Origin of the sequence: Hahella sp. NBU794 (assembly GCF_050749805.1) — a bacterium.
Lineage (GTDB): Bacteria > Pseudomonadota > Gammaproteobacteria > Pseudomonadales > Oleiphilaceae > Hahella.
In genome coordinates, this window is the sequence record NZ_CP192738.1 from 1,878,665 (window position 1) to 1,899,955 (window position 21,291).

Here is a 21,291-nt window from a genome sequence, read left to right on the forward strand (position 1 = left end):
GTTAATAAGCACAGACAAATTTACTTTCTTTTGCATATTTTTAGCCCGTTTTCTTCATGAAAAACGGGCTTTTTGCATCTAACTGCTAAAATTTAAATATAAGTGACTATCAAGCCATGGAGGTGTGAATGGTCTTTTACCAAACCTAACAGCGCCAGACCTCTATGTCGGGAGACGCTTATGTTCGCCAACATGAAGCTCCGTACGAAGCTGGCCGCAACTGGCGTTGCGCTGCTGCTTCCTCTGATTTGGGTAACCTATCTTCTGTCCGATGAAATGGACATCCGCATCAATTTCGGCGCGCAGGAAATCCTTGGCGTTGAATATCTCAACCCTTTACAAAACCTGTTGGATCAAGCAGGCGAATATAAGGTCGCCGTCGCCGCTAACAGCAGCGTGACGCAGATCGTTTCGCGGCTTGAGAAAGCCATGTCCGCCCTGGAAAAAGAGCAGCAGCGTTCCGGCGCCGCGCTCAAAACGGCGGAGCAATATGCGAACCTGCAAAAGGCCTGGGGGCAGTCGCGGGCTAAGCCTGGCGTTACGGAAGCGGACGCGCTGATCGCCGCCACGCGGGAGTTGATCGCCAAAGCGGGAGATACTTCCAACCTGATTCTCGACCCGGATCTGGATACTTATTACGTGATGGATGCGTTGCTGCTGAAACTGCCCAACAGTCTGGATTTATTGACGCAGATGCGGGAATTCGGAACCGGGCTGATGAACAGCGGCTCAATGAGCGCCGATGACAAAACCCGTATGGTAGTTTTATCCGGTCTGTTGCAATCGGACCTGGACGGGGTGAATTACGACAGCAAAGTGGCCTATGAAAACAACGCAGCGGGAGACATGCCCCAGTCGGTTGCAAAAGCGGTGGATAGCTACACCCAGGCCATTGGCGGTTTTCTTGGTTTTGTGGAAAAAAACATTACTGGCCGCAGCCTGAATGTTGACGTGAATGGCTTTAAATCCGCCGCTCAGCGTGCCGTGGAAGGCAATATGGCGCTCTATCAGCAAGCCTCGCCGGCGCTGAAAAGCATGTTGCAACGGCGTATTGATGGTTTCTCTTCTCATAAGCTCGGGTTGTTGGCGGGAGTAATTTTATTTGAACTGCTGGCGATTGCATTCAGCGTCATGACGGTGCGTCGGATATTGAATCAATTAGGCGGCGAACCTGAATACGCCGCGGATATCGTGCGAGCTATCGCGGCTGGTGATTTGACCCGGCAAGTGAAAATCAGCGATGGCGATACGACAAGTTTGCTCGCAGGCATCCGTAATATGCAGACAGCGCTGCACGATCTGATCGTAAAAGTCAGCGACAGCGCGAGTAAGATCTTGTCGTTCTCCGCGGAAATCACCCAGACCACGGAAGCGATTGTCACCAGCTCCAGCCGCCAGAGCCATGCCACCGCCACCATGAGTTCAGCGGTGCAGGAAGTCGCCGCGAGCTTGCATGAAATGGTGGCCAGCGCGGGTGAGGCGAGATCGCTGTCACTGGAGTCCAATCAGCGCTCCAGCGAAGGCAAGGATATCGTTGAACAAGTGTCCGAGGACATTCGTCGGCTCTGTGATTTTGTGGGGGACTCGGCCAAATCCGTACAGAGTCTGGGGCAGCAGTCGGAACAGATTTACTCCATCGTCAATGTCATCAAGGGCATCGCCGAGCAGACCAATCTGCTGGCGTTGAACGCAGCCATCGAAGCCGCCCGGGCGGGAGAGCAGGGGCGCGGATTCGCCGTGGTGGCGGACGAAGTGCGTAATCTGGCTGCGCGCACCGCCTCCTCGACAGTGGAGATTACCGATATGATCCAGCGCATCAAAGATGATACTCTGGCCGTCGTCAAGCGTATGGATTCCGGCGTGGAGGAAGCCTCCCGCAGCGCCGGCCGCGTGACCTTGACGGTGGACACGATCGCCGCCATCAGTGACTTGTCGGAAAGCGTCAACCGCTCTGTGACGGAAATATCCACAGCTCTCGAACAACAGGCTCAGGCCAACGAACTGCTCAGCGAAAATGTCGATGAAATCGCGCAACTGGCCGAGCAGAATCACGGCAGCGTCGAGAAGACCGCCGACAATCTGAGCGAACTAAAAGCCTTGGCGGATACGCTGGAAACCGCCATCGCCAGCTTCAAGGTATGACGGCGTTAGCGCCGTCATCATCCGTTAAAACGCCAAAAATCGCATAAATGTTAGAAACCCTGACTGCAGAAGCCTAAAATAAGGACTGGTTGTCAGCTTAAGGATGTGCATGGAACTTTTTAAACGTCTTCCCCCAAATACTGCCGGTATAGATTTTTTTGTGGGAGATATTCACGGTCACTACAGTGAACTGATGAAAGCCCTGGAGGCGATAGATTTCAAATTCGACAAAGATCGGCTGATCAGCGTCGGCGATCTGATCGACCGCGGCGAAGAGAACGAACGTTGTATCGAGTTGTTGCATGAGCCCTGGTTTCACGCCTGTCTGGGCAATCATGAATGGATGATGATCGGCGCCTTCGTGTATGAAGATAGATATGACCTCAGCCTGCAGCGCGGCAATGGCGGCGAATGGCTGGATAATCACGATACCGATCAACTGACGGCATGGGCGCACCTGCTGCAACAGTCTTGTCCGCTGGCGATAGAAGTTCCCGGTAAAGGCGACAGGCTGATCGGCGTTACTCATAACGATGTAATCAACAGCGACTGGACGCGCATGGAATCGGCGCAAAAGGGCGATATCGACGAATGCGTATGGAGCCGGACGCGTTTTGCGTCAGCGCTGACCAACCCCTCATTGGCGGAGCCCATCAAAAATATCGACGCGGTCGTATCCGGCCATAATTCTCATACAGGCATACTTCTGGCTGGCAATCAGCTCTACATCGATACGCTCTGGAAGAGCGGCCAGCTGACTCTTCTGTCAGCCATGGAAGTCTTGGCGGTCGCGGCGCGCGGTAAGCTTCCCGCTTAGTTTCGTCCATTCACCCTGCATTAAATCTGTTTGTTTTTTGAGCTAAACTTGTGTTTGCGGCTACTGCAGCCGCTCGCATGAGCGTAATAAGCAAAAAAGGAATTTGCATATGAAAAACAGACTGTATTTGGTATTCACCGCTACGATTCTCATCCTCCTTCTCGGCTCTACGCCGGTTGTTCTTGCTGATGTCCTTAAAAATGGCGAAGCGCTTGAAAATCTGTCCGGCGCTAGAGATAGCGAAGTGAGCTACTCCATTGATGTTGGAGAAAAATCACTTAGTCTGGTTGTGGAAATATGGGGCGGCCAAGGCGACGCTGACCTGTATGTCGCTTTCAAGCGCGAGCCCGATAAGTCCGATTTCGACTGCCGGCCTTATGAATGGGGCAATAAAGAGACTTGCACCTTCAAGCCGCCGGAACAGGGTACTTACCACATCATGTTGCACGGCTATGACCAATATTCAGGCCTTTCTCTGAAAGCCACATACGTGCCGGACAGCGGCGGCGACCCCGACCCTGATCCGAAGTGCGCCGATGGCGGGGAAGGCCCTTCCGATGTGCAGAAGGAGTTATTGACCGCTCACAATAAAGCGCGCAGTCAGGGACGCAGTTGTGGCGGCGTTTATTATGACGCAGCGCCGGCTTTGACCTGGAACTGCAAACTGGGCAAGGCCGCCACTAAGCACACAAAAGATATGGTGGACAATAACTTCTTTAGTCACACTGGATCTGACGGCTCTAGCGTTAGCGACAGAGTGAGAGCGCAAGGTTATCAATACCGCACGGTGGGTGAGAATATTGCGGCAGGGTATTCCTCCGTCGAGCAGGTCATGGACGGATGGCTGAAAAGCCCAGGACATTGCGCCAACATCATGAGAAGCAGTTATACAGAACTTGGGGCTGAAAAAATCAGCACCTCAACTGCGGACTATCCGCACTACTGGACCTCCGTCTTTGGCGCGCCGCAGTAAATCGGCGCCTGATTCTTAAGCTAAACAGACCGCAGCCGCCGCTGCGGTCTTTGCTAGCAACCCAAACGCCCTCAGGACGGAATGGCGTCCAGGTTCAAGGTGGTGTCGAACTTATGCCGCTGCATGGAAATCAATGTGCGGAATTTGCGCATGTTGGGCTCAGCATAGAGCACCTCATTACAGAACTTATCGTAGGCGGTCATATTGGGGACCGTCACCACTAACACGAAATCCACCTCTCCGGTGACTTGATAACACTGCTTAACTTCCCTGGCGGCGGTCGCTCGCTTAAGGAACTGCTGATATAGATCCAGACGGTCTCGCTCCATCACCACTTCCACCACCATATGCAGGCAGGCGCCGAAGGCGTCCGGGTCGAGAATCGCCACCTGCTTCTGAATATAGCCTTCCTCGCGTAGCTTCTTCACGCGCTTGAGACAGGCGGGAGGCGACAGGCCAACGCTTTCCGCCAGATCGAGATTGGTTTGGCTACAGTCGTTCTGCAACAACGAGAGGATTTTCTTATCAATGCGATCTAGCGACATGGGTTAATAAAATTAAAAAATAATGGAAACAAACAAATTATATGAAAAGAAAAATGTAAAAGAGAGGAAATAATTAAATGTCTAACTTTTAAAATAGCAGGCATTAATGCACTTCAAGGGAAATGTCATGTCCGCCTCACAATCTGGCAGCAGTTGGATTTCGCGTTTAAAGCGGGAATCAGTCGAGCTGGCGAAAAGTATTCTCAAAGTCTATTGGACACTGATCAAAGTTACGGTTCCCGCCCTGGTCGCGGTGAAGCTGCTGGATATGGCGGGAGGAACCCAGTTATTGGCCTGGATATTGTCGCCGGTCATGAGTCTGGTGGGGTTGCCGGAGTCGATGGGCGTGGTCTGGTCCACGGTGTTGCTCACCAATATTTACACCGGTATGGCGTTGTTAGTGGATATTACGGCGCAGGACCCTTTGACGGTGGCGCAGGTATCCGTATTGGGCGCCATGATGCTGGTGGGGCATGGGTTGCCCGTTGAAGGCGCTGTCGCCAAGAGCGCAGGCGTCAGCTGGCGCGCAACTTTGGCTATTCGAGTGGGGGGCGGCTTGGCGCTGGGCGCTTTGTTGCATCTTTTCTATAGTGCGACTGGTTTGCTGCAGCAGCCTGCGCATTTCTTGTGGCGTCCAGCTGAAGGTCCGGCGGACATGTGGTGGGTGGCGCAGATCAAAACGTTGGGCGGCATCTTTTTTATTATTGTCTTCCTGATGACCTTTTTACGCATGCTGCGCTGGCTGGGAGTGGAAAAGTGGATGCACGCTTTGCTGTTTCCTGTGCTTCGGGTGCTGGGAATTGGGCGCGAAGCGGCGAACGTAACCGTCATCGGCGTCACACTGGGATTAAGTTTCGGCGCAGGATTATTGATAGAAGAGGCACGCTCAGGGCGTCTTACACGTCGAGATATTTTCCTGACGATTGGTTTTCTGGGGCTCTGCCATAGCCTGATTGAAGACACTCTGGTGATCATGCTGCTCGGAGCGGATATGTCCGCCATTTTATGGGGGCGTTTACTATTCGCCCTGGTCGTGATTGGCGTTCTGGCGCGGCTGCCGGCGCTAAACCGACGTTTGCAGGAAGCAGCCGCCTAGATTGTCTGCACGGCGTGCGTCGTATTCTGGTCTATGCTCAATCAATAGCCGGCTCCTGCATGCGCCGGCTTTTGTTTCCAAGGAGCACAGGAGAATACGAATGAGCGCCATCCCCATGTATTTCCCTCCCGCGCCTTTCCATATGGAAGACGCGAGAATTTGCGCCACCCTGGTGAATACCGCCTACGACATGTACGACCAATGGGTGGATCAGAAAAAGCCTCATAAAGATCATTTCAAGTGGACCCCGAAAGGGCCGGCGATGAACTATAGCCAGCCTATCTGGGGTGCGGAAACCTTACTGTGGATTTTTAAAACCTCGGAGCCTTTCGCCTTTGTCTCCTGGACGGATGCGGGAGATGTCTATCTGATGTTTCGCGGCACGGAGTCTCTGGATGACTGGATTGACGACGCTGAAGCCGGTCAGAGTCCCTATCCCCAGGTGTTTGGCTACGGCAAGGCGCATGACGGCTTTCTGAAGCTCTACGGCACGATGAATCAGGCTATTTTGGAGGCCTTACAGCAGGTAAGTAATCCCAAGAGTCTTTTGATTGGAGGGCATAGCCTCGGCTCTTCTCTTTCGACACTGGCGACGCCTGACGTCATCAATCATTCCGCCTATAAGCCCGGCGCTTTGAATGTGCGGCATTACAATCTGGCCAGCCCCCGAGTAGGCGACCCTGAGTTTGTGAATGCTTACAATCAATGCGGCGTACCCACTTATCGCATCGTTAACACCACGGACTTAGTGCCGGAAGTGCCTCCCGGCGTATTGGACCGCGATCTCTATGAGCATGTCGGGATTCCCGTGGACTTCACCGCGCAATACGGCTCCATGGCCGGCAATCACAGCGCCTCAGACTGCTATAGCTACGCGCTGAACCACCCCGACAAACCACAGTCAGACTAACTAACGAAATTAGTCATACAACTCATAAAAGCGGGCGGCGCTGATGGCGAAGGTCAACAGTCCGTCCGCATCATAAAGTCGTTCGTTGTCGTTCGGCGTCATACCTATTTTCTGCAGTATGGCGACTGAGGCCAGGTTGTCCTCTTTCGCAACGCCGAAAACCTGCTCGAACTCCTCCCGCCCCAGCGCATACTCGATACAGGCGACCGCAGCCTCTTTGGCGAAACCCTGTCCCGCATGGGCGCGCGCGACGCCGTAACGTAAATCGAAACAATCGGGACGGGGGCTCTCTTCCACGCCCACATAACCCACATACTCCGTACTGGACTTACAAATGATCATGAAAGAACCAAATCCGCGCTGCCAATGCTCCACCCGGTTGCGGACATAACTTGCAATCTGCTTTGTAGAGTAAGGTCCTTCGTTAGGCAGGAAACGGGTCGAAACAGGGCAGGAAAGAAAGCTTTTGAAGAACGGCAAGTCCGTGGATTCAACCGGGCGCAGAATTAATCTCGAAGTCTCAATCATTGTTACAGCGGGCGTCTCTTCTTAAAAAAGGGCGCTATTAAAGGCGATTTTGAGAAAAAATGGAATAAAATCAAAGTGATTTGTCTTTGTTTCTACTTACTTATAGAAGGGCGAATTATTTAATAGCCCTCAATATAAGGACTAGTGGCTAGTCGCTCAAAATATATGGAGTGTTCGGATTGGTGATCGCACGGATACTTAGCTTTTAATGAAGTCTTTGATCGGATACAAAACAACGCCGTAACTGAACTGATTGTCACGCCGTTGTGTAAATAATGGTCACTTCCTCTGATCAATATTTGGGAGTGGCGCATGGCGGGTGATTCAAACCAGAAGGTTGGGCGGATAAGACGCAAGTTGGCGACAGGCGTTAGGATTGCGATGGCGCTTGGCGCGGCGCCTGCCGTAGCGCAAGCGGGAGTGGTGGTGCTTGAGCCGGTTGCGGACACGGTTTTACAGGAGCAGTTAATTGACTCCAATCAGGGCGGCAGCCCTTATTTGTCTATTTCACCAGAAGCCAGTGTGCAGCGTGCGCTGGTAAAGTTTGACCTCTCTTCCTTGGCGGGTTACGCCGGTAACATCACCTCAGTTAAGCTGGCTTTGAATGTCGACTTTAACGGCAATGACTGGGCCGGAGGCGGGTCGTTGATCGATCTGCACCGTGCGCGGGAGGACTGGAATGAGAGTCAGGCGACATGGCGTTGCGCCAGCGCTCCGGTTTGCGGTTGGGATGGCGGAGATTTTAGCGCCGCCGCCACCGATAGCGTAGATGTTAAGAACATTAATAGCGGTTCCGTTCAGTTTGACGTGACGTCGGACGTCGCCCAAATGCTGGCGACAGGAACCAATTATGGCTGGGCGTTAAAGAAACGCCGGGAAGACAAAGACGGCAGTATTAGCTTCAGCTCGAAAGAGGGCGCAATAGCGCCTAGGTTGATTGTGACGACCAACGGAAGCGTTGATCTTCCTCCGTCCATAGAGATAGCTGCACCTACATTCCCGATTCTTATAGACTCCGATCCTACCTCCTTTGTTATTCGCTATTCAGATGACGTCGGCGTCGACTTGAGCTCATTAGTGGTGACATTGGACGGCGTCGACCTGACGACTTGCTCTGTAACCCTGAATATGGCGACTTGCGCCTATTCCGGGCTGACTGAAGGCGTGCACTTATTGCAGGCGGGCATTCTGGATAACTCTGGCGACGCCGCCAATTATGCAGTGGCCCAAGCCAGCTTTCTGTACCTGAATGAACTTGGCGGGGGCGGCGTAGCTTCTAAATGGCATACAGGGTCAGGTGCGCCATCGGCATCATTGGGCGCGGAAAGTGATCTGTATTTGGACAAGAGCAATGGCGACGTATATGAAAAAGTAAGTGCGGGATGGTCGCTGGCGCTGAATATTAAAGGCCCGCAGGGGGAGACCGGACTCCAGGGGGAAACCGGAGCGCAAGGGCCTCAGGGTATTGCAGGGCCGGTAGGCCCCCAAGGTGAAGTAGGTCCGGCTGGCGCTCAAGGTCCGCAGGGCGCGGCGGGACCACAGGGTGAAACCGGTGCGAAAGGCCCTCAAGGTCTGCAGGGAGAGCAGGGTGAAGCTGGTCCACAGGGAGTGCAAGGCGAGGCAGGACCTCAGGGTGTGCAGGGTGAAACAGGGCCGCAAGGGGTAGCGGGGCCGGTGGGGGCTCAAGGTCCTCAGGGGGAGGCCGGACCTGCTGGTCCTCAAGGTGAGGTGGGTCCTGCTGGTCCACAGGGACCTCAGGGTGAAAAAGGTGAGCCAGGAGCAGCCGGGATCGCCTCTAATGTATTCGCCGGGTTTATCAATCTGGATGCGCCAGGGAGCTCGGCTATTCCTGGCGGTTGGGCATTAAGCGAGATCAGCGATGGGCAGTTTGAGTTGACCCACAACCTGAACACAGAGTCAGTATCCTTTGTCGCCACAATGCAAGCATTGACTGGTGGCGCTGGTGATGCGATTACAATCAACCAGCTAACGCCGAATAGCATTACTTTTAGTCATGTCAATTCAACAGGCGCGCTGGTAACTGGAAACAGTTCAGGTTTGAACGCCCATTTCATTATTGTTGCACACTCAAGCATAGCGCCGTCGCCTGTAGGTGGAGGTGTATCCTGTAACGCCATTCTGTCGGCAAACCCCGGCGCAGCAAGTGGCATGTACACTATCGATCCTGACGGGGATGGTCCTTTAGAAGCGTTTGAAGCTTATTGTGACATGGAAACAGAAGGGGGTGGCTGGATGTTGGTAGCTCACCTAACTGACGGGATGTCCAATATACCTGTTATCGATGGCCTTTCCTCGTCAGATATTGGTGTCGTTAATGCAACCGTTTGGAGTCAGCTGCGGGATAACATGAGTGCAGGAATGATGTTTATTGATGAGTTCGGTAAGGTCTCGACAATCAGTCATGCCAAGCTCTATTCAGGGAACTGTCTTGCGTTGCAGGACAAAGATAATCTGAGTGAAAAAGAAAATTACAACGCTGAAAGCAAAGCCGCTACGATTTGGCACAATGAAAATACGGAGTGCAACCATCTGGGTTCAGACTATTCCATGATTGTTGTTCCGAATCCGTTGAACTCAGGCAATAACACTGGTGGCGCGGCTCTCTATCAATACTCGACGGTTAAGTTTGATAAATGGCCCTATGCGTCAGATGTTTCTTATAACGAGCAAAATGAGCTTTTTTACTTTATAAAATAATATAGTTTGGACTGAGCCCAGACGCCCTGAGAGAAACTCGCAGGGCCTTTGGGCTGGTTTTATAGTGAAAACTCCATATGCAACAAAGGAAACGGCTTGCCCATTCCATCTACAGGAGAGCGCCCGACAATATTAAAGCCGAAGCGTTCATAAAAGCCCACAGCCTGTGGGTTTTGTTCATTTACATCGACCTTGACGGCTTGCAGCTCATCAATCGCATGTCGTAATAAACATCCGCCTACGCCAGTTCCGCGAGCTTCAGCGGCGACGAACAGCATCTCGATATTTCTATCCGCGACGCCGACAAAACCTAGTATTTTTCCGTCTGCATTTTTTGCGCATCTCAGGTTTACCGCCTTCAGGTATTCATTGAGTATTAGCGGTCTGAAGAATTGAATATCTTCTTCAGATAAAAAGTCATGGGTGGCTCTCACTGAGGATTCCCAGACCTCGACAATTTCTGGATATTCATTGGCTTCAACGCGGCAGAGTGGTTGCGTTGGACTGTATTGGCGGGATAATTTTGACATAGACATAACTCCATTTAACGAGCATGGAAGATACTGTCTTTGTTTTTATTTATCAAATGCTTATAAAGCGGCAAAGGTCTGTAGGAAGGGCGCGCTATTAAGTGCGCCCTGATCTGTGCTTCTGTATAGCTTTACTTTGTATCTGCCGCTATCGGTTAGTTGGGGTGGTGAGCATTAGGCTCTGCTCGTGGTTCTGATGTTTAGCGTAGAGAGTAAATCAGAATTAGCCTTTTCCCAGCTTGTCTTCGGCGTCGAGATGTAGCAGGTTGCATTTAGCTCGGCGAAGATATTTGTCTATTGTCCTGGTTGAAACCTGTCTCTGTTCAAACTGTTCAAGGAGTTGCTCCAATACATAGGTGATTCTTTCTTCATCTTCAGGGGCGAGGTCCATACCTATAATGGTGCTTTGAATCGTCCACCTAAAGTCCGAAAAGCAATCCATCGTACAGTTGTTGCATGTGTTCTCTATCTCCATGATGTTGTCTAAAAGCGTAATGGTGTCGGACAACGCTTTTTGACTAAGGCGGCGTTTTACGACTTTCTCGCGGCTACTCTTTGCCAGATTTTCAATAATATAGTCGCACACTTGCGCCAGACGAGTCAGATCATCCAGCTTGTTATCGTCTAACAAGGTCAGGCAGATGGCGAAATAAGGATAGTTGATGAGAGTCTTGTTATTAAATCGGATGATTCTGTCTTTCTGTAGCGTCAAGTGGGTAATTATTTTCGCCTGCAGATCAGTAATAAAACCATCATGTGAGAAAAGGTAATATTGCTCTGGCCAGTTGACCAGGAAACAGTATTCGAAGTCATAGTAAGCAAGCGCTTCTAGAATATGCGCGCCAACGTTTAATGGCTCGCTCTCATGACTGCACCTTTCAAACAGAGAGATAATATTGCCCAAAGAGCTATTGGATCGCATTTGGTCCATCAAAAGGTTAGATAATTCTCTGTTTGACTCCTCAAGCTCCGTGTTCTTTTTCTCCAGTTCTGAGACTTTACTGTTACTAGAAGACCTTTTTTTATTATTGATGCTGGATCTTACAAAGTTGCCTAAGGAGGTAGGAGTATTACTCTGCGTTAATAAGTGAAGCATAAACATGAGCCTAATTTTAACTGTGTTCTGGGGCGTATCTATTTACGAAAAGATGCTCCTTTTGGATTTTTTTATGCTTCATTTCGAGGTATGGAAGCTGCGATTGAGTTAATCGTCTCTGTCAAAAGGAAAAGCGGCTCCATATAGCGCTCTCTTTCTTGTGCATCAACAAGCATTTTAAACGTAAAGTGCTTGTTGACGTTTATCCAGTAGTTCTCATGAAAAATGATATGAGGCGATTCTAATGCGGCCTCTGATATGTCTTCTACATCGGATAGTAAAAGATAGTCGCCATCAGAGAAGATCCATGTCTTTTTGTTTATGGACAGTCTGAATATATAGGCGGGAATATCGTAAAAGACAAGCGCCTGCTGTACGGAAAACGCCAGTTGGAAGGAGTCTCTGGTCGTTAGATAGTTTGTCAAGAGGTCAATGATTCTTTTGAAGTGACTGCTGTTATCAATCAAGTTGCAGCCGGAAATTCGCGTCCGATATACGCAGCTCTCAGTAGACTTAGGGCATAGGTCGGATATCAGTGTTGGTTTGGTCGCGCACAATTTTGCAGCCTCCGATACAGTAATCAAGATATTACATAACTTCCCCGGATAGTTAATTGCGTACCGATACTGAATTTATTAGGTGATTCTAAGTAATATTACTTATTATGGGGGTGGGTGAATATTAGCCACACGTTAAAATCGCTGAAATGCCGCAGAATTAAAGGGTTTTGGGTGGTTTTATGTAGTATCGAGCTAGGCGGGGTGGCGCCCTGGGCAGGATTCGAACCTGCGACCTTCCCCTTAGGAGGGGGACGCGCTATCCAGCTGTGCCACCAGGGCGTCAAGAGCGCTAAATAATAGCGGCATTGGGGCGTTCTCTCAACCCTCTATTTTCCGTGCGGGCAGGGCGCTTGAATGCTTTGCGCGAGTTGGGAAACTTTCCTGTGCGGCGGCTGTCTATTACTCTTATAAGTAATGACCCCGTAGTAAGGAGCCTCTGATGTTAGATGTACGACCGATGTTGATGGTTTCCAATTTTCCCGCAGTCACTCGCGGAACCCTGGAGACCCTGCAGGTCAACTTGGGGTACAAATGTAATCTTAGCTGCACGCACTGCCATGTCGCCGCCGGTCCCACCAGGACGGAGATGATGACGGAGGCGGTGATTGCGGATGTGCTTGAGTTCATCTCGGTAAAGAAAATCAAAGTGCTGGACCTCACCGGCGGCGCGCCGGAGATGAACCCATACTTTCGCTCCCTGGTGACGGAGGCGCGAGGGATGGGGGTGACGGTCATGGATCGCTGTAATCTTACGATCATGCATGAGGACGGACAGGAGGACCTGGGTGACTTCCTCGCTAAGCAAAGCGTTGAGATCGTGGCGTCGTTGCCGTGTTATGCAGAACAGAATGTGGATAAACAGCGCGGTAAGGGCGTTTATCAGGAGAGCATTTCTGCGCTGAAAAAGCTCAACGCTTTGGGGTATGGGCGTGAGGGCAGCGGATTAACTCTTAATCTGGTGTACAACCCGGGCGGTCCTTTTTTGCCGCCGGCCCAGGAAAAGCTGGAGGCGGACTACAAACGCGAGCTGTTGGATCATCACGGCATTGAGTTCAATCAGCTATTCGTGCTGACCAACATGCCGATCAGTCGCTTCGGCAGTGTTCTATTATCGAAAGGGCAGTTCAACGACTATATGCAACTGCTGCACGCCTCTTATTCCGAACATAATTTACATTCGGTGATGTGCCGCACGCTGATCAGCGTGGATTGGCAGGGATATGTGTACGATTGCGACTTTAACCAAATGCTGGACATTCCCTTGATTGCGTCAGACAAGCCCAAAGTGCATCTGCGAGACTTGATGACCGAGAACCTGGAAGGCTCCAGTATCGCCACGGCGGATCATTGTTATGGATGCACCGCCGGACAGGGCAGCAGCTGCGGAGGCGCGCTGGATTGAGCATACCCGTCAGCGTCATCATTCCTACTTTGAACGAAGCCGAATCTATTTCGGCTTTTTTGCGGGTATTGCAACCGCTGCGCGAAGCTGGATGGGAGCTTATTCTTTCTGATGGCGGCAGTCGCGACGAGACAGTGTCTCTCGCTGAACCGCGGGTGGATAAGATTATTGTCAGTACGCCAGGACGTGCGGCGCAGATGAATAACGGCGCCGAGAGCGCTAGCGGAGAGGTCCTGCTGTTTCTGCATGCGGATACACAATTGCCTCAAGACGCGATCGCACAATTGACTGCGTTTGTGGCGTCCAATGCTGACTGGGGGCGTTTTGATGTGGCGCTATCTGGGCGGCGATTCATGTTTCGCGTGGTGGAAACCCTGATTAATCTGCGCTCCCGCATCACCTCGGTTGCGACGGGAGATCAGGCGATTTTTATTCGCCGATCAGTTTTTCGACGGCTTGGCGGTTATGCGCGCATTCCATTAATGGAAGACGTGGAAATCTGCAAACGCCTGCGACGTCTGAGCCCGCCCTGTTGCATTCGCGCCAGAGTGATTACGTCCAGCCGGCGCTGGGAAACCCGTGGGATTTGGAAAACTATCTTTCTAATGTGGCGATTGCGTTTCGAGTATTGGCTCGGCGTCGCCCCTGACAAGCTGTTTCGTCGCTACTATGGGAGGCCGGGTAATGCCTGAGTGCTGCCTGATTCAGTTCGCCAAGCGTCCTATTGCCGGATTGGTGAAGACCCGCTTGATTCCGGAATTGGGCGCCGCGCGGGCGCTGGATGTGCATGAAGCCCTTCTGCGCAAAACGCTGAATGTCTTGCTTGAATCCGACCTTGGCCCGGTAGAGTTGTGGTGGGACGCTCATTGGGACGATGCCGACGCCATGCAACGCTTTCTGATTGCGACGGTGGAACCCTCGCACATGGCGCAGGCCAGGAAGCTGATGATCCGCTATCAAGAGGGCGCGGATCTGGGAGAACGCATGAGTCATGCTTTGGCGCAGGGACTAAGGCAATCCCAAAAGACGTTATTGGTGGGAAGCGACTGTCCGGTTATCACGCCAGACTATTTGCGCCAGGCGATGATGGCGCTGGATCACTCTGATGTGGTGCTCGGGCCGGCGGAAGATGGTGGGTATGTGTTGATTGGCGCGCGTAATATTACTTCGCTGTCTCTCTGCGGTATGGCCTGGGGCGTTGAGACGGTTCTGCAGGCGACTATTGCGCGATTAGGCGATGCTGGCCTGAGTCATCAGCTTTTGCCTGTTTCCTGGGATGTTGATGACTACTCCGACTACCTGCGCTGGCGTCAAGAGGAGGAACGCTCGCATTCCCGCGTCGATTAACCTGTTCTGAATAGCTTTTACTCTGCTACTTGCTTGATTATTAAAGAATCTAATTGCTATCCCTCCTTGAATTTAAGGCCCGTACAGCTACATTTCATGTATAAGTAGTAAGAATGTATAAGTACTGAGAACGTATAGGTAGTGAGAAGCTGGAAGCGCTCACGTAGCAGTTAAATGCGTGTCAGCGCCTAGCATCAGCGCAAGGTGCGCAAAGTGTTTGGCGGACAGGCCTGAAGATTATTCAAAATGAAAACAGCGTTAGTGACAGGGGCGGACGGATTTATCGGTTCGCATCTAGTGGAGATGCTGCACGCGAGAGGTTACCAAGTTCGCGCGCTTAGCTATTACAACTCGTTTAATGATTGGGGATGGCTGGAACAATCCGCCTGCCTGAAGGATCTGGATGTTTGGAACGGCGATATCCGTGATCCGCATTATTGCATCGAGCTCACCAAGGGCGTGGATGTGGTTTTTAACCTCGCTGCCCTGATTGGCATTCCCTACTCCTATACGGCGCCGGATACCTACGTCGACGTCAATATCCGCGGGACGGTGAATATTTGCCAGGGCGCCCGACTCAATGGCGTTGGCCGGCTTGTGCACGCGTCAACCTCGGAAGTCTACGGCACCGCCAAATATGCGCCTATTGATGAGAAGCATCCCTTACAGCCGCAGTCTCCCTACAGCGCCTCCAAAATAGGCGCTGAATCCATGGCGCTGAGTTTCCATAATGCGTTTCAGTTGCCGGTGACGGTGGCGAGACCTTTCAATACATACGGGCCCAGGCAGTCCGCCAGAGCAGTAATTCCCACCATCATCTCTCAAATCGCCGCGGGTAAGTCCTCGATCAAGTTAGGAGACCCAACGCCTACGCGGGACTTCAATTTCGTTGAAGATACATGCCTGGGCTTTATTGAGTTGGCGGAATGCGAGCAGGCGATTGGTCAGGTCGTTAACATCGGCTCCAATACGGAAATTTCCATTGGCGATACCTTCGAATTGATTTGTCGGCTGATGCAGGCGGAAGTGGTGATGGAGTCGGATCAACAGCGTGCGCGACCCGCAAACTCGGAAGTGTTTCGGCTTAAATGTGATAACGCTTTGATAAAAAGTCTCACCGGGTATGAACCGAAATACAGCCTTGAGCAGGGACTGCGCAGAACAATCGACTGGTTTACGCGCCCCGAGAACCTGAGGCGGTACAAGGCGGATATCTACAATGTCTGATCCCTTCGCCTCTGACCGCCGCCACGAATATAAACCACTGTTTGAGTTTATTCGCAACGCTTTTCCCAACCAGGGCGTGATCCCTTTGCATGAACCGAGGTTTAGCGCGCTTGATAAGCAGTATGTGAATGAAGCGATTGATTCAACCTTTGTCTCCAGTGTGGGAGCTTTCGTTGATAGATTCGAACGCCAGATTGCTGAATACACCGGCGCGGGCTACGCCGTCGCTGCGGTGAACGGTACGGCGGCATTGCACTTGGCGTTGGTTCTGTGCGACGTGCAGCCGGGAGATGAAGTCATTACCCAGGCGCTGACCTTCGTGGCTACCGGGGCGGCGATTCTGTATTGCCGCGCCAACCCCGTGATGGTGGATGTCGACAAAGATTCGTTAGGCATGAGTGCGGAAGCGTTACGGAACTGGTTGGAGAACAACGCCCGTAAGGAGGGTGTGGTGGCTGTCAATCAGGCTACGGGAGCGGTGATTAAAGCCTGCGTCCCAGTGCATGTGTTTGGCCATCCTTGCCGGGTAGATCAGATTAGAGATATTTGCCAGGAATGGGGAATCAGGCTGGTGGAGGACGCCTCGGAGTCTTTGGGCAGTTTCTATAAAGGGCGTCACACGGGTACGTTTGGCGATATGGGAGTGTTCAGCTTCAATGGCAATAAAGTGGTCACTACCGGTGGCGGAGGCGTTATTGTGACGAATAATGAACGCCTCGCCAAACGCGCTAAGTTTTTATCCACGACCGCGAAACAGCCGCACCCCTATGAGTTTTTTCACCCTGAACTGGGATACAACTACCGTCTTCCCAACTTAAATGCGGCTTTGGGTTGCGCCCAGCTCGAACAACTGGAAGGGTTTATTGAGGCCAAGCGCGAGTTGGCTCACGCCTACCGTGACTTCTTCAATCAGGCGGGCATGCCCGTAGCCTTTGTGGAAGAGCCGCTTGAAAGTCGATCGAATTACTGGCTGAACGCTATTTTAGTGTCGAGTGAGCAGGAGAAAACTGCGTTACTTGAAGCGGCCCTGGAAGAGTCCGTGCAGATGCGCCCAGTCTGGCGTTTGCTGCATGAGCTGCCAATGTTTGAGGGCTGCGCCCATGATGGATTGACGGCTTCCATTGAGCTTTCGCGCAGGCTGGTCAACCTCCCCAGCAGCGTGGTTCAAAGGCCATGACGAGATCCCGAAGAAAAATCTGTGTCGTCACCGGCGCGCGCGCCGACTATGGTCTGCTGTATTGGTTGCTGAAGGAAATCGAGGCGGATAACGCACTCATCTTGCAACTGGTGGCGACAGGCATGCATCTTTCGCCGGAGTTCGGCTCAACATGGAAGCAAATCGAAGCCGATGGGTTCCATATATCCGAAAAAGTGGAAATGCTGTTGTCCGGGGATTCGCCTCAGGCGATCAGCAAATCCGTTGGACTGGGCGTTATTGGGTTAGCGGACGCCTATGCACGGCTGCAGCCGGATCTTCTGGTATTGCTCGGCGACCGCTTTGAGGCTTTGGCGGCGGCGCAGGCGGCTATGCTGGCGCGTATTCCCATCGCGCATGTTCATGGGGGAGAGCTGACGGAAGGGGCGGTGGATGAGTCCATTCGCCACGCTATCACCAAGATGTCGCAGTTACACTTTGTCGCAGCGGAAGCCTACCGCCGCAGAGTCATTCAGCTCGGCGAAAATCCGCAAAGAGTGTTTAACGTGGGCGCGCCGGGGGTAGAGAACATCCGACGCCTGCCCCTGTTGAGCAAGGATGAGGTGGCGACTCGGCTAAAGGTCGATATGGGGCGTCCTGTATTACTGATTACCTATCACCCTGAGACGCTCAGTGAGACGGCTCCGGTGGAATCAATGCGCACGCTGCTGTCGGCGCTGGACGAGTACCCGAACGCCCTCAAAATCTTTACCTATCCCAATGCGGACGCCTATGGTCGTGAACTCATTGATTGTCTGCTCCGTTATCAGGAGCGCCACGGAGACAACGTGCTGGTGTCCTCTTCCCTTGGGCAGTTGCTGTACTTGAGCGTTATGCGCTGCGCTGACGCGGTGGTCGGCAACTCATCCAGCGGTTTGATTGAAGCGCCAGCGCTGGGGCGGCCGACGGTCAATATCGGCGGCAGGCAAGGGGGACGATTGCAGGCGGCTTCCGTCATCCAATGCGAAGAAGAACGCGCCAGCATTGTCCAAGGGATTGCTCGTGCGCTGGAGCCTGAATTCTTGGCGAGCCTGAACGGGATGACGCCGCCATATGGCGGTGGCGACACCGCCCGACAAATTGCGGAGGTTCTCAAACAGGCTCCATTAAAGTCGCTATTGCTCAAACCATTCTACGACCTGCCGCAAGGAGATGTGGAGTGAAGACGCTGATCATTGCGGAAGCCGGCGTGAACCACAACGGCGATGAGGCCATGGCGCATCAGCTGATTGAGGTGGCGAGCGTCGCCGGCGCTGATGTCGTGAAATTTCAAACATTCAAAGCGGACCTCTTGGCTACCGCGGAGGCGACCAAGGCCGCATACCAGAAAAGAGGTTCCCAGGCGGAGGAATCCCAACTGCAAATGCTGCGACAGCTGGAGCTGGAATACGCGGTTTTTAGGCGCTTGCGAGATGAGTGCGACCGGCGTGGAATCGGATTTATGTCTACCGCTTTCGAGAGCCGCAGTCTGAAGTTTCTGGTGGATGAGCTGGGCGTGGAGCAACTGAAGATTCCCTCTGGTGAAATCACCAACGCGCCTTTTCTCCTTGAACACGCCGCGGCTGTTCGAAAATCAGAGAAAGGGCGTCTGATTCTGTCTACCGGCATGGCGACGCTGGGAGAGGTGGAGTCTGCGTTAAGCGCGCTGGCCTTTGGGCTGTTGGCGGAAAGTGGAGAGCCGCCATCCCCGGAAGCCTTCGACGCCGCCTGGGGGTGTCGTGAAGGGCGCGAAGCGGTGCGCGCCAAAGTGACCTTGCTGCACTGTACGACGGACTATCCGACCCCGTTTGACGATGTGCGGCTACGGGTCATGCAGTCCTATCGGCAGGCGTTTGGAGTTCGGGCGGGGTATTCGGATCACACGCAAGGCGTCGCTATTGCATTGGCGGCGGCGGCTCTGGGCGCTGACGTCGTGGAAAAGCACTTCACCCTGGATCGTAACCTGCCGGGGCCGGATCATATGGCGTCACTGGAGCCGGACGAACTGCGGCAAATGGTGGCGGGCATCCGCGCGATTGAGCAGGCGCTGCAAGAGTCTGTCAAGGTTCCCAGCAAAGCGGAAATGGCAAACCGGAAAGTCGCCAGAAAAAGCCTGGTCGCTGCGCGAGCTATTAAAAAAGGGGAGCCTTTCGATGCGTTGAACGTCGCCGTCAGCCGGCCCGGCGGAGGCATGTCTCCCTTCCTGTACTGGCGGCTGCTGGGCGGGTCTGCAACCCGGGACTATCAGGCTGGGGAGCTTATTTGTGAATAAGCCCGTGCTGCTGATCGGAGGAGGCGGGCACGCTCGGGTGCTGATGGACATCCTCATCTTGAACGGGGCGGAGGTTATTGGCGTACTGGACCCGGGTTTTGCGCAGGGAACGCAATTGTGGCGCGGAGTGGAAGTGTTGGGAGGCGATGAACGCTTGAGCGACTATGACCCCTCTACGGTGGATCTGGTCAATGCGCTGGGATATTTGCCCGGCAAGATGGCGCGCAACCAGCTTTTCGCCAAATTATCCTCTCAGGGATACTGCTTTCCCACATTGGTTCATCCTCATGCCGTTCTGTCTGACGATATTAGTTTGGGAGAAGGGTGTCAGGTCATGGCGGGAGCGATCCTGCAGCCGGGCTGCGTCATTGGCCCCAATACCATTGTTAATACCCGCGCGGTCATAGAGCATGATTGCGTTGTAGGCCCGGACAATCATATTGCGCCAGGCGCAGTCTTATGCGGAGGCGTGCAAACAGAGAACGGCGTGTTTATCGGTAGTCATGCGACTGTTCTGCCGCAGGTTCGCATTGGCGTTAATGCATTGGTCGGCGCCGGCGCCGTAGCGGCAAAAGACATACCTTCAAACGGCAAACTGGCGCCGCCAAAAAGCAGTTTGCTCTCCTGATGCGGCAAATCCGCGCTGCCGCCTTGTGTCGCCTTTGTAACGGACTGTGGCGAAAGCGTAACCGCCTCTAAAGAATAAAGGAGAAAAGCCGATTAACAATTATGCAACGCGTCGCCAATTCACTCTCCTTCGCCTCTCCGCTCCATGCGTTGAACGGGGCGCATATCAAAGGCGGGAGGACTGGAACGAAGATTGCTGTGTTGCCATATATGTAATCGGGTTGGTCCAGCGGGATTTATCCGACTGGTTTGGAGGGTAGAAGTATGTGTGCCGATTGGCGTCAGGTATTGATCCAGCCGCAAGCAAGTATCGAACAGGCGATAGAGGTCATAGAAAAAGCCACTTTGCGCATTGCGTTGGTCGTTGACGAACAGCAACGGTTGCTGGGGACAGTGACGGACGGCGACGTGCGACGGGCGCTGATCAATCACACTCCCTTATCCGCTTCAGTCGTGCGGATTATGGAAAGCGAGCCCAAAGTTGCGGAAATCAATGATTCGCGGGCGCGTATTCTCTCCATCATGGAACGGCGCAAGCTGCTCCACATCCCTATTGTTGACAGTCAGCGCCGGGTGGTGGGGCTGGAAACTCTATTGAATATCGCGCAACAACCGCGCTACGACAATCCTGTTATGCTGATGGCGGGTGGCTTGGGAACGCGTTTGCGTCCGTTAACCAACAACTGCCCCAAGCCCCTTTTAAAAGTCGGCAATAAGCCTATTCTGGAAAATATTCTCGAGAGCTTCGCCTCGTCTGGCTTCTCTAATTTCTATATTTCGGTGTATTACAAGCCGGAAATGGTGATGGACTACTTTGGCGATGGCTCTAAATGGGGAGTCAATATTCAGTATGTGCGCGAGAATACGCCCCTGGGCACAGGCGGCGCGTTGGGATTGCTACCGAACGATATGCCTGATTTACCAGTATTGGTGATGAATGGCGACATACTGACCCGTGTGAACTTCGAACATTTGCTGCGTTTTCACCAGCAGCAGCGAGGGGCCGCCACATTATGCGTGCGTGAGTACGAATTCCAGGTGCCTTACGGCGTCGTACAAGCGGAAGATCAACGCATTACCAGCATTGTGGAAAAACCCACGCATTCCTATTTCGTCAATGCCGGCATATACGTCCTGGAGCCGCAAGTGATTCGGGATATCAAACCTGAACAGCACCTGGATATGCCGACTTTACTGCAGCAATTGATGGAGCGCCGTAAGGATGTGGCGATGTTCCCCATTCACGAATACTGGCTGGACATTGGTCGCATGAACGACTTTGAAAAAGCGCAGAAAGACTACATGGAGGATTTCGCGTGAGCCGTTT

Annotated in this window: 20 protein-coding genes and 1 tRNA gene; 15 read left to right on the plus strand and 6 right to left on the minus strand. The window is 52.8% G+C overall.

Going from position 1 to position 21,291, the window contains the following annotated elements:
- The first annotated feature begins 180 nt into the window (after positions 1–180).
- From ACQYWX_RS08505 to ACQYWX_RS08515, 3 genes are all read left to right on the plus strand, one after another.
- On the plus strand, positions 181–2,142 hold the full coding sequence (locus tag ACQYWX_RS08505; protein ID WP_431688481.1) for a methyl-accepting chemotaxis protein: 1,962 nt from the start codon (positions 181–183) through the stop codon (positions 2,140–2,142).
- A 109-nt stretch (positions 2,143–2,251) separates the two neighbouring features.
- Positions 2,252–2,959 (plus strand): metallophosphoesterase, encoded by a 708-nt coding sequence (locus ACQYWX_RS08510; protein ID WP_256446012.1) that lies wholly within the window; start codon positions 2,252–2,254, stop codon positions 2,957–2,959.
- 109 nt (positions 2,960–3,068) lie between these two features.
- On the plus strand, positions 3,069–3,932 hold the full coding sequence (locus ACQYWX_RS08515; RefSeq protein ID WP_216737192.1) for a CAP domain-containing protein: 864 nt from the start codon (positions 3,069–3,071) through the stop codon (positions 3,930–3,932).
- Positions 3,933–4,003: 71 nt separating this feature from the next.
- Here the strand turns inward: ACQYWX_RS08515 and ACQYWX_RS08520 are convergent, their stop codons facing one another.
- On the minus strand, positions 4,004–4,477 hold the full coding sequence (locus tag ACQYWX_RS08520) for an Lrp/AsnC family transcriptional regulator (protein ID WP_431688482.1): 474 nt from the start codon (positions 4,475–4,477) through the stop codon (positions 4,004–4,006).
- A gap of 127 nt (positions 4,478–4,604) precedes the next feature.
- Here ACQYWX_RS08520 and ACQYWX_RS08525 point away from each other — a divergent pair, with 127 nt between their 5' ends.
- On the plus strand, positions 4,605–5,573 hold the full coding sequence (locus tag ACQYWX_RS08525) for a hypothetical protein (protein ID WP_431688483.1): 969 nt from the start codon (positions 4,605–4,607) through the stop codon (positions 5,571–5,573).
- A gap of 100 nt (positions 5,574–5,673) precedes the next feature.
- Positions 5,674–6,483: a lipase family protein gene (locus tag ACQYWX_RS08530; protein ID WP_431688484.1), complete on the plus strand. Its 810-nt coding sequence runs from the start codon at positions 5,674–5,676 to the stop codon at positions 6,481–6,483.
- A 9-nt stretch (positions 6,484–6,492) separates the two neighbouring features.
- Here the strand turns inward: ACQYWX_RS08530 and ACQYWX_RS08535 are convergent, their stop codons facing one another.
- Positions 6,493–7,011 carry a GNAT family N-acetyltransferase gene (locus ACQYWX_RS08535; protein ID WP_431688485.1) on the minus strand — a complete coding sequence of 173 codons (519 nt, stop codon included), beginning with the start codon at positions 7,009–7,011 and terminating at the stop codon, positions 6,493–6,495.
- 312 nt (positions 7,012–7,323) lie between these two features.
- On the opposite strand from ACQYWX_RS08535, the gene ACQYWX_RS08540 reads away from it, so the two are divergent.
- Positions 7,324–9,729: a DNRLRE domain-containing protein gene (locus ACQYWX_RS08540; protein ID WP_431688486.1), complete on the plus strand. Its 2,406-nt coding sequence runs from the start codon at positions 7,324–7,326 to the stop codon at positions 9,727–9,729.
- A 59-nt stretch (positions 9,730–9,788) separates the two neighbouring features.
- Here the strand turns inward: ACQYWX_RS08540 and ACQYWX_RS08545 are convergent, their stop codons facing one another.
- The 4 genes from ACQYWX_RS08545 to ACQYWX_RS08560 all read right to left on the minus strand — a co-directional run bounded on the left by ACQYWX_RS08545 (position 9,789) and on the right by ACQYWX_RS08560 (position 12,194).
- Positions 9,789–10,259 carry an acetyltransferase gene (locus tag ACQYWX_RS08545; RefSeq protein WP_431688487.1) on the minus strand — a complete coding sequence of 157 codons (471 nt, stop codon included), beginning with the start codon at positions 10,257–10,259 and terminating at the stop codon, positions 9,789–9,791.
- Positions 10,260–10,482: 223 nt separating this feature from the next.
- Positions 10,483–11,355 (minus strand): hypothetical protein, encoded by an 873-nt coding sequence (locus ACQYWX_RS08550; RefSeq protein WP_431688488.1) that lies wholly within the window; start codon positions 11,353–11,355, stop codon positions 10,483–10,485.
- A 71-nt stretch (positions 11,356–11,426) separates the two neighbouring features.
- Entirely contained in the window at positions 11,427–11,822 is a 396-nt protein-coding gene (locus ACQYWX_RS08555) for a hypothetical protein (protein ID WP_431688489.1), read from the minus strand.
- 295 nt (positions 11,823–12,117) lie between these two features.
- A tRNA-Arg gene (locus ACQYWX_RS08560) sits at positions 12,118–12,194 on the minus strand.
- A 160-nt stretch (positions 12,195–12,354) separates the two neighbouring features.
- Between ACQYWX_RS08560 and arsS the strand changes: the two genes are divergently transcribed.
- The 9 genes from arsS to ACQYWX_RS08605 all read left to right on the plus strand — a co-directional run bounded on the left by arsS (position 12,355) and on the right by ACQYWX_RS08605 (position 21,284).
- On the plus strand, positions 12,355–13,317 hold the full coding sequence (gene arsS, locus ACQYWX_RS08565) for an arsenosugar biosynthesis radical SAM (seleno)protein ArsS (RefSeq protein ID WP_431688490.1): 963 nt from the start codon (positions 12,355–12,357) through the stop codon (positions 13,315–13,317).
- Entirely contained in the window at positions 13,314–14,009 is a 696-nt protein-coding gene (locus tag ACQYWX_RS08570) for a TIGR04283 family arsenosugar biosynthesis glycosyltransferase (protein WP_431688491.1), read from the plus strand. Before arsS ends, ACQYWX_RS08570 begins: the two co-directional genes overlap by 4 nt.
- Complete coding sequence (locus tag ACQYWX_RS08575; RefSeq protein WP_431688492.1) at positions 14,002–14,664, plus strand: TIGR04282 family arsenosugar biosynthesis glycosyltransferase; 663 nt, start codon at positions 14,002–14,004, stop codon at positions 14,662–14,664. The genes ACQYWX_RS08570 and ACQYWX_RS08575 overlap by 8 nt, the downstream gene beginning before the upstream one ends.
- 246 nt (positions 14,665–14,910) lie before the next feature.
- Positions 14,911–15,891 (plus strand): NAD-dependent 4,6-dehydratase LegB, encoded by a 981-nt coding sequence (locus tag ACQYWX_RS08580; protein WP_279503592.1) that lies wholly within the window; start codon positions 14,911–14,913, stop codon positions 15,889–15,891.
- The gene (locus ACQYWX_RS08585) at positions 15,884–17,068 is read left to right on the plus strand and encodes a LegC family aminotransferase (protein ID WP_431688493.1); all 1,185 of its coding nucleotides are present in this window, start codon (positions 15,884–15,886) and stop codon (positions 17,066–17,068) included. Before ACQYWX_RS08580 ends, ACQYWX_RS08585 begins: the two co-directional genes overlap by 8 nt.
- A complete protein-coding gene (gene neuC / locus ACQYWX_RS08590) occupies positions 17,065–18,249 on the plus strand; it encodes a UDP-N-acetylglucosamine 2-epimerase (protein WP_431688494.1) in 1,185 nt (394 codons plus the stop codon). The genes ACQYWX_RS08585 and neuC overlap by 4 nt, the downstream gene beginning before the upstream one ends.
- Positions 18,246–19,337 (plus strand): N-acetylneuraminate synthase, encoded by a 1,092-nt coding sequence (gene neuB, locus ACQYWX_RS08595; protein WP_431688495.1) that lies wholly within the window; start codon positions 18,246–18,248, stop codon positions 19,335–19,337. The genes neuC and neuB overlap by 4 nt, the downstream gene beginning before the upstream one ends.
- On the plus strand, positions 19,330–19,965 hold the full coding sequence (locus ACQYWX_RS08600) for an acetyltransferase (RefSeq protein WP_431688496.1): 636 nt from the start codon (positions 19,330–19,332) through the stop codon (positions 19,963–19,965). The genes neuB and ACQYWX_RS08600 overlap by 8 nt, the downstream gene beginning before the upstream one ends.
- A 263-nt stretch (positions 19,966–20,228) precedes the next feature.
- Positions 20,229–21,284: a nucleotidyltransferase family protein gene (locus ACQYWX_RS08605; protein ID WP_216737831.1), complete on the plus strand. Its 1,056-nt coding sequence runs from the start codon at positions 20,229–20,231 to the stop codon at positions 21,282–21,284.
- The last annotated feature ends 7 nt before the right edge of the window (positions 21,285–21,291 follow it).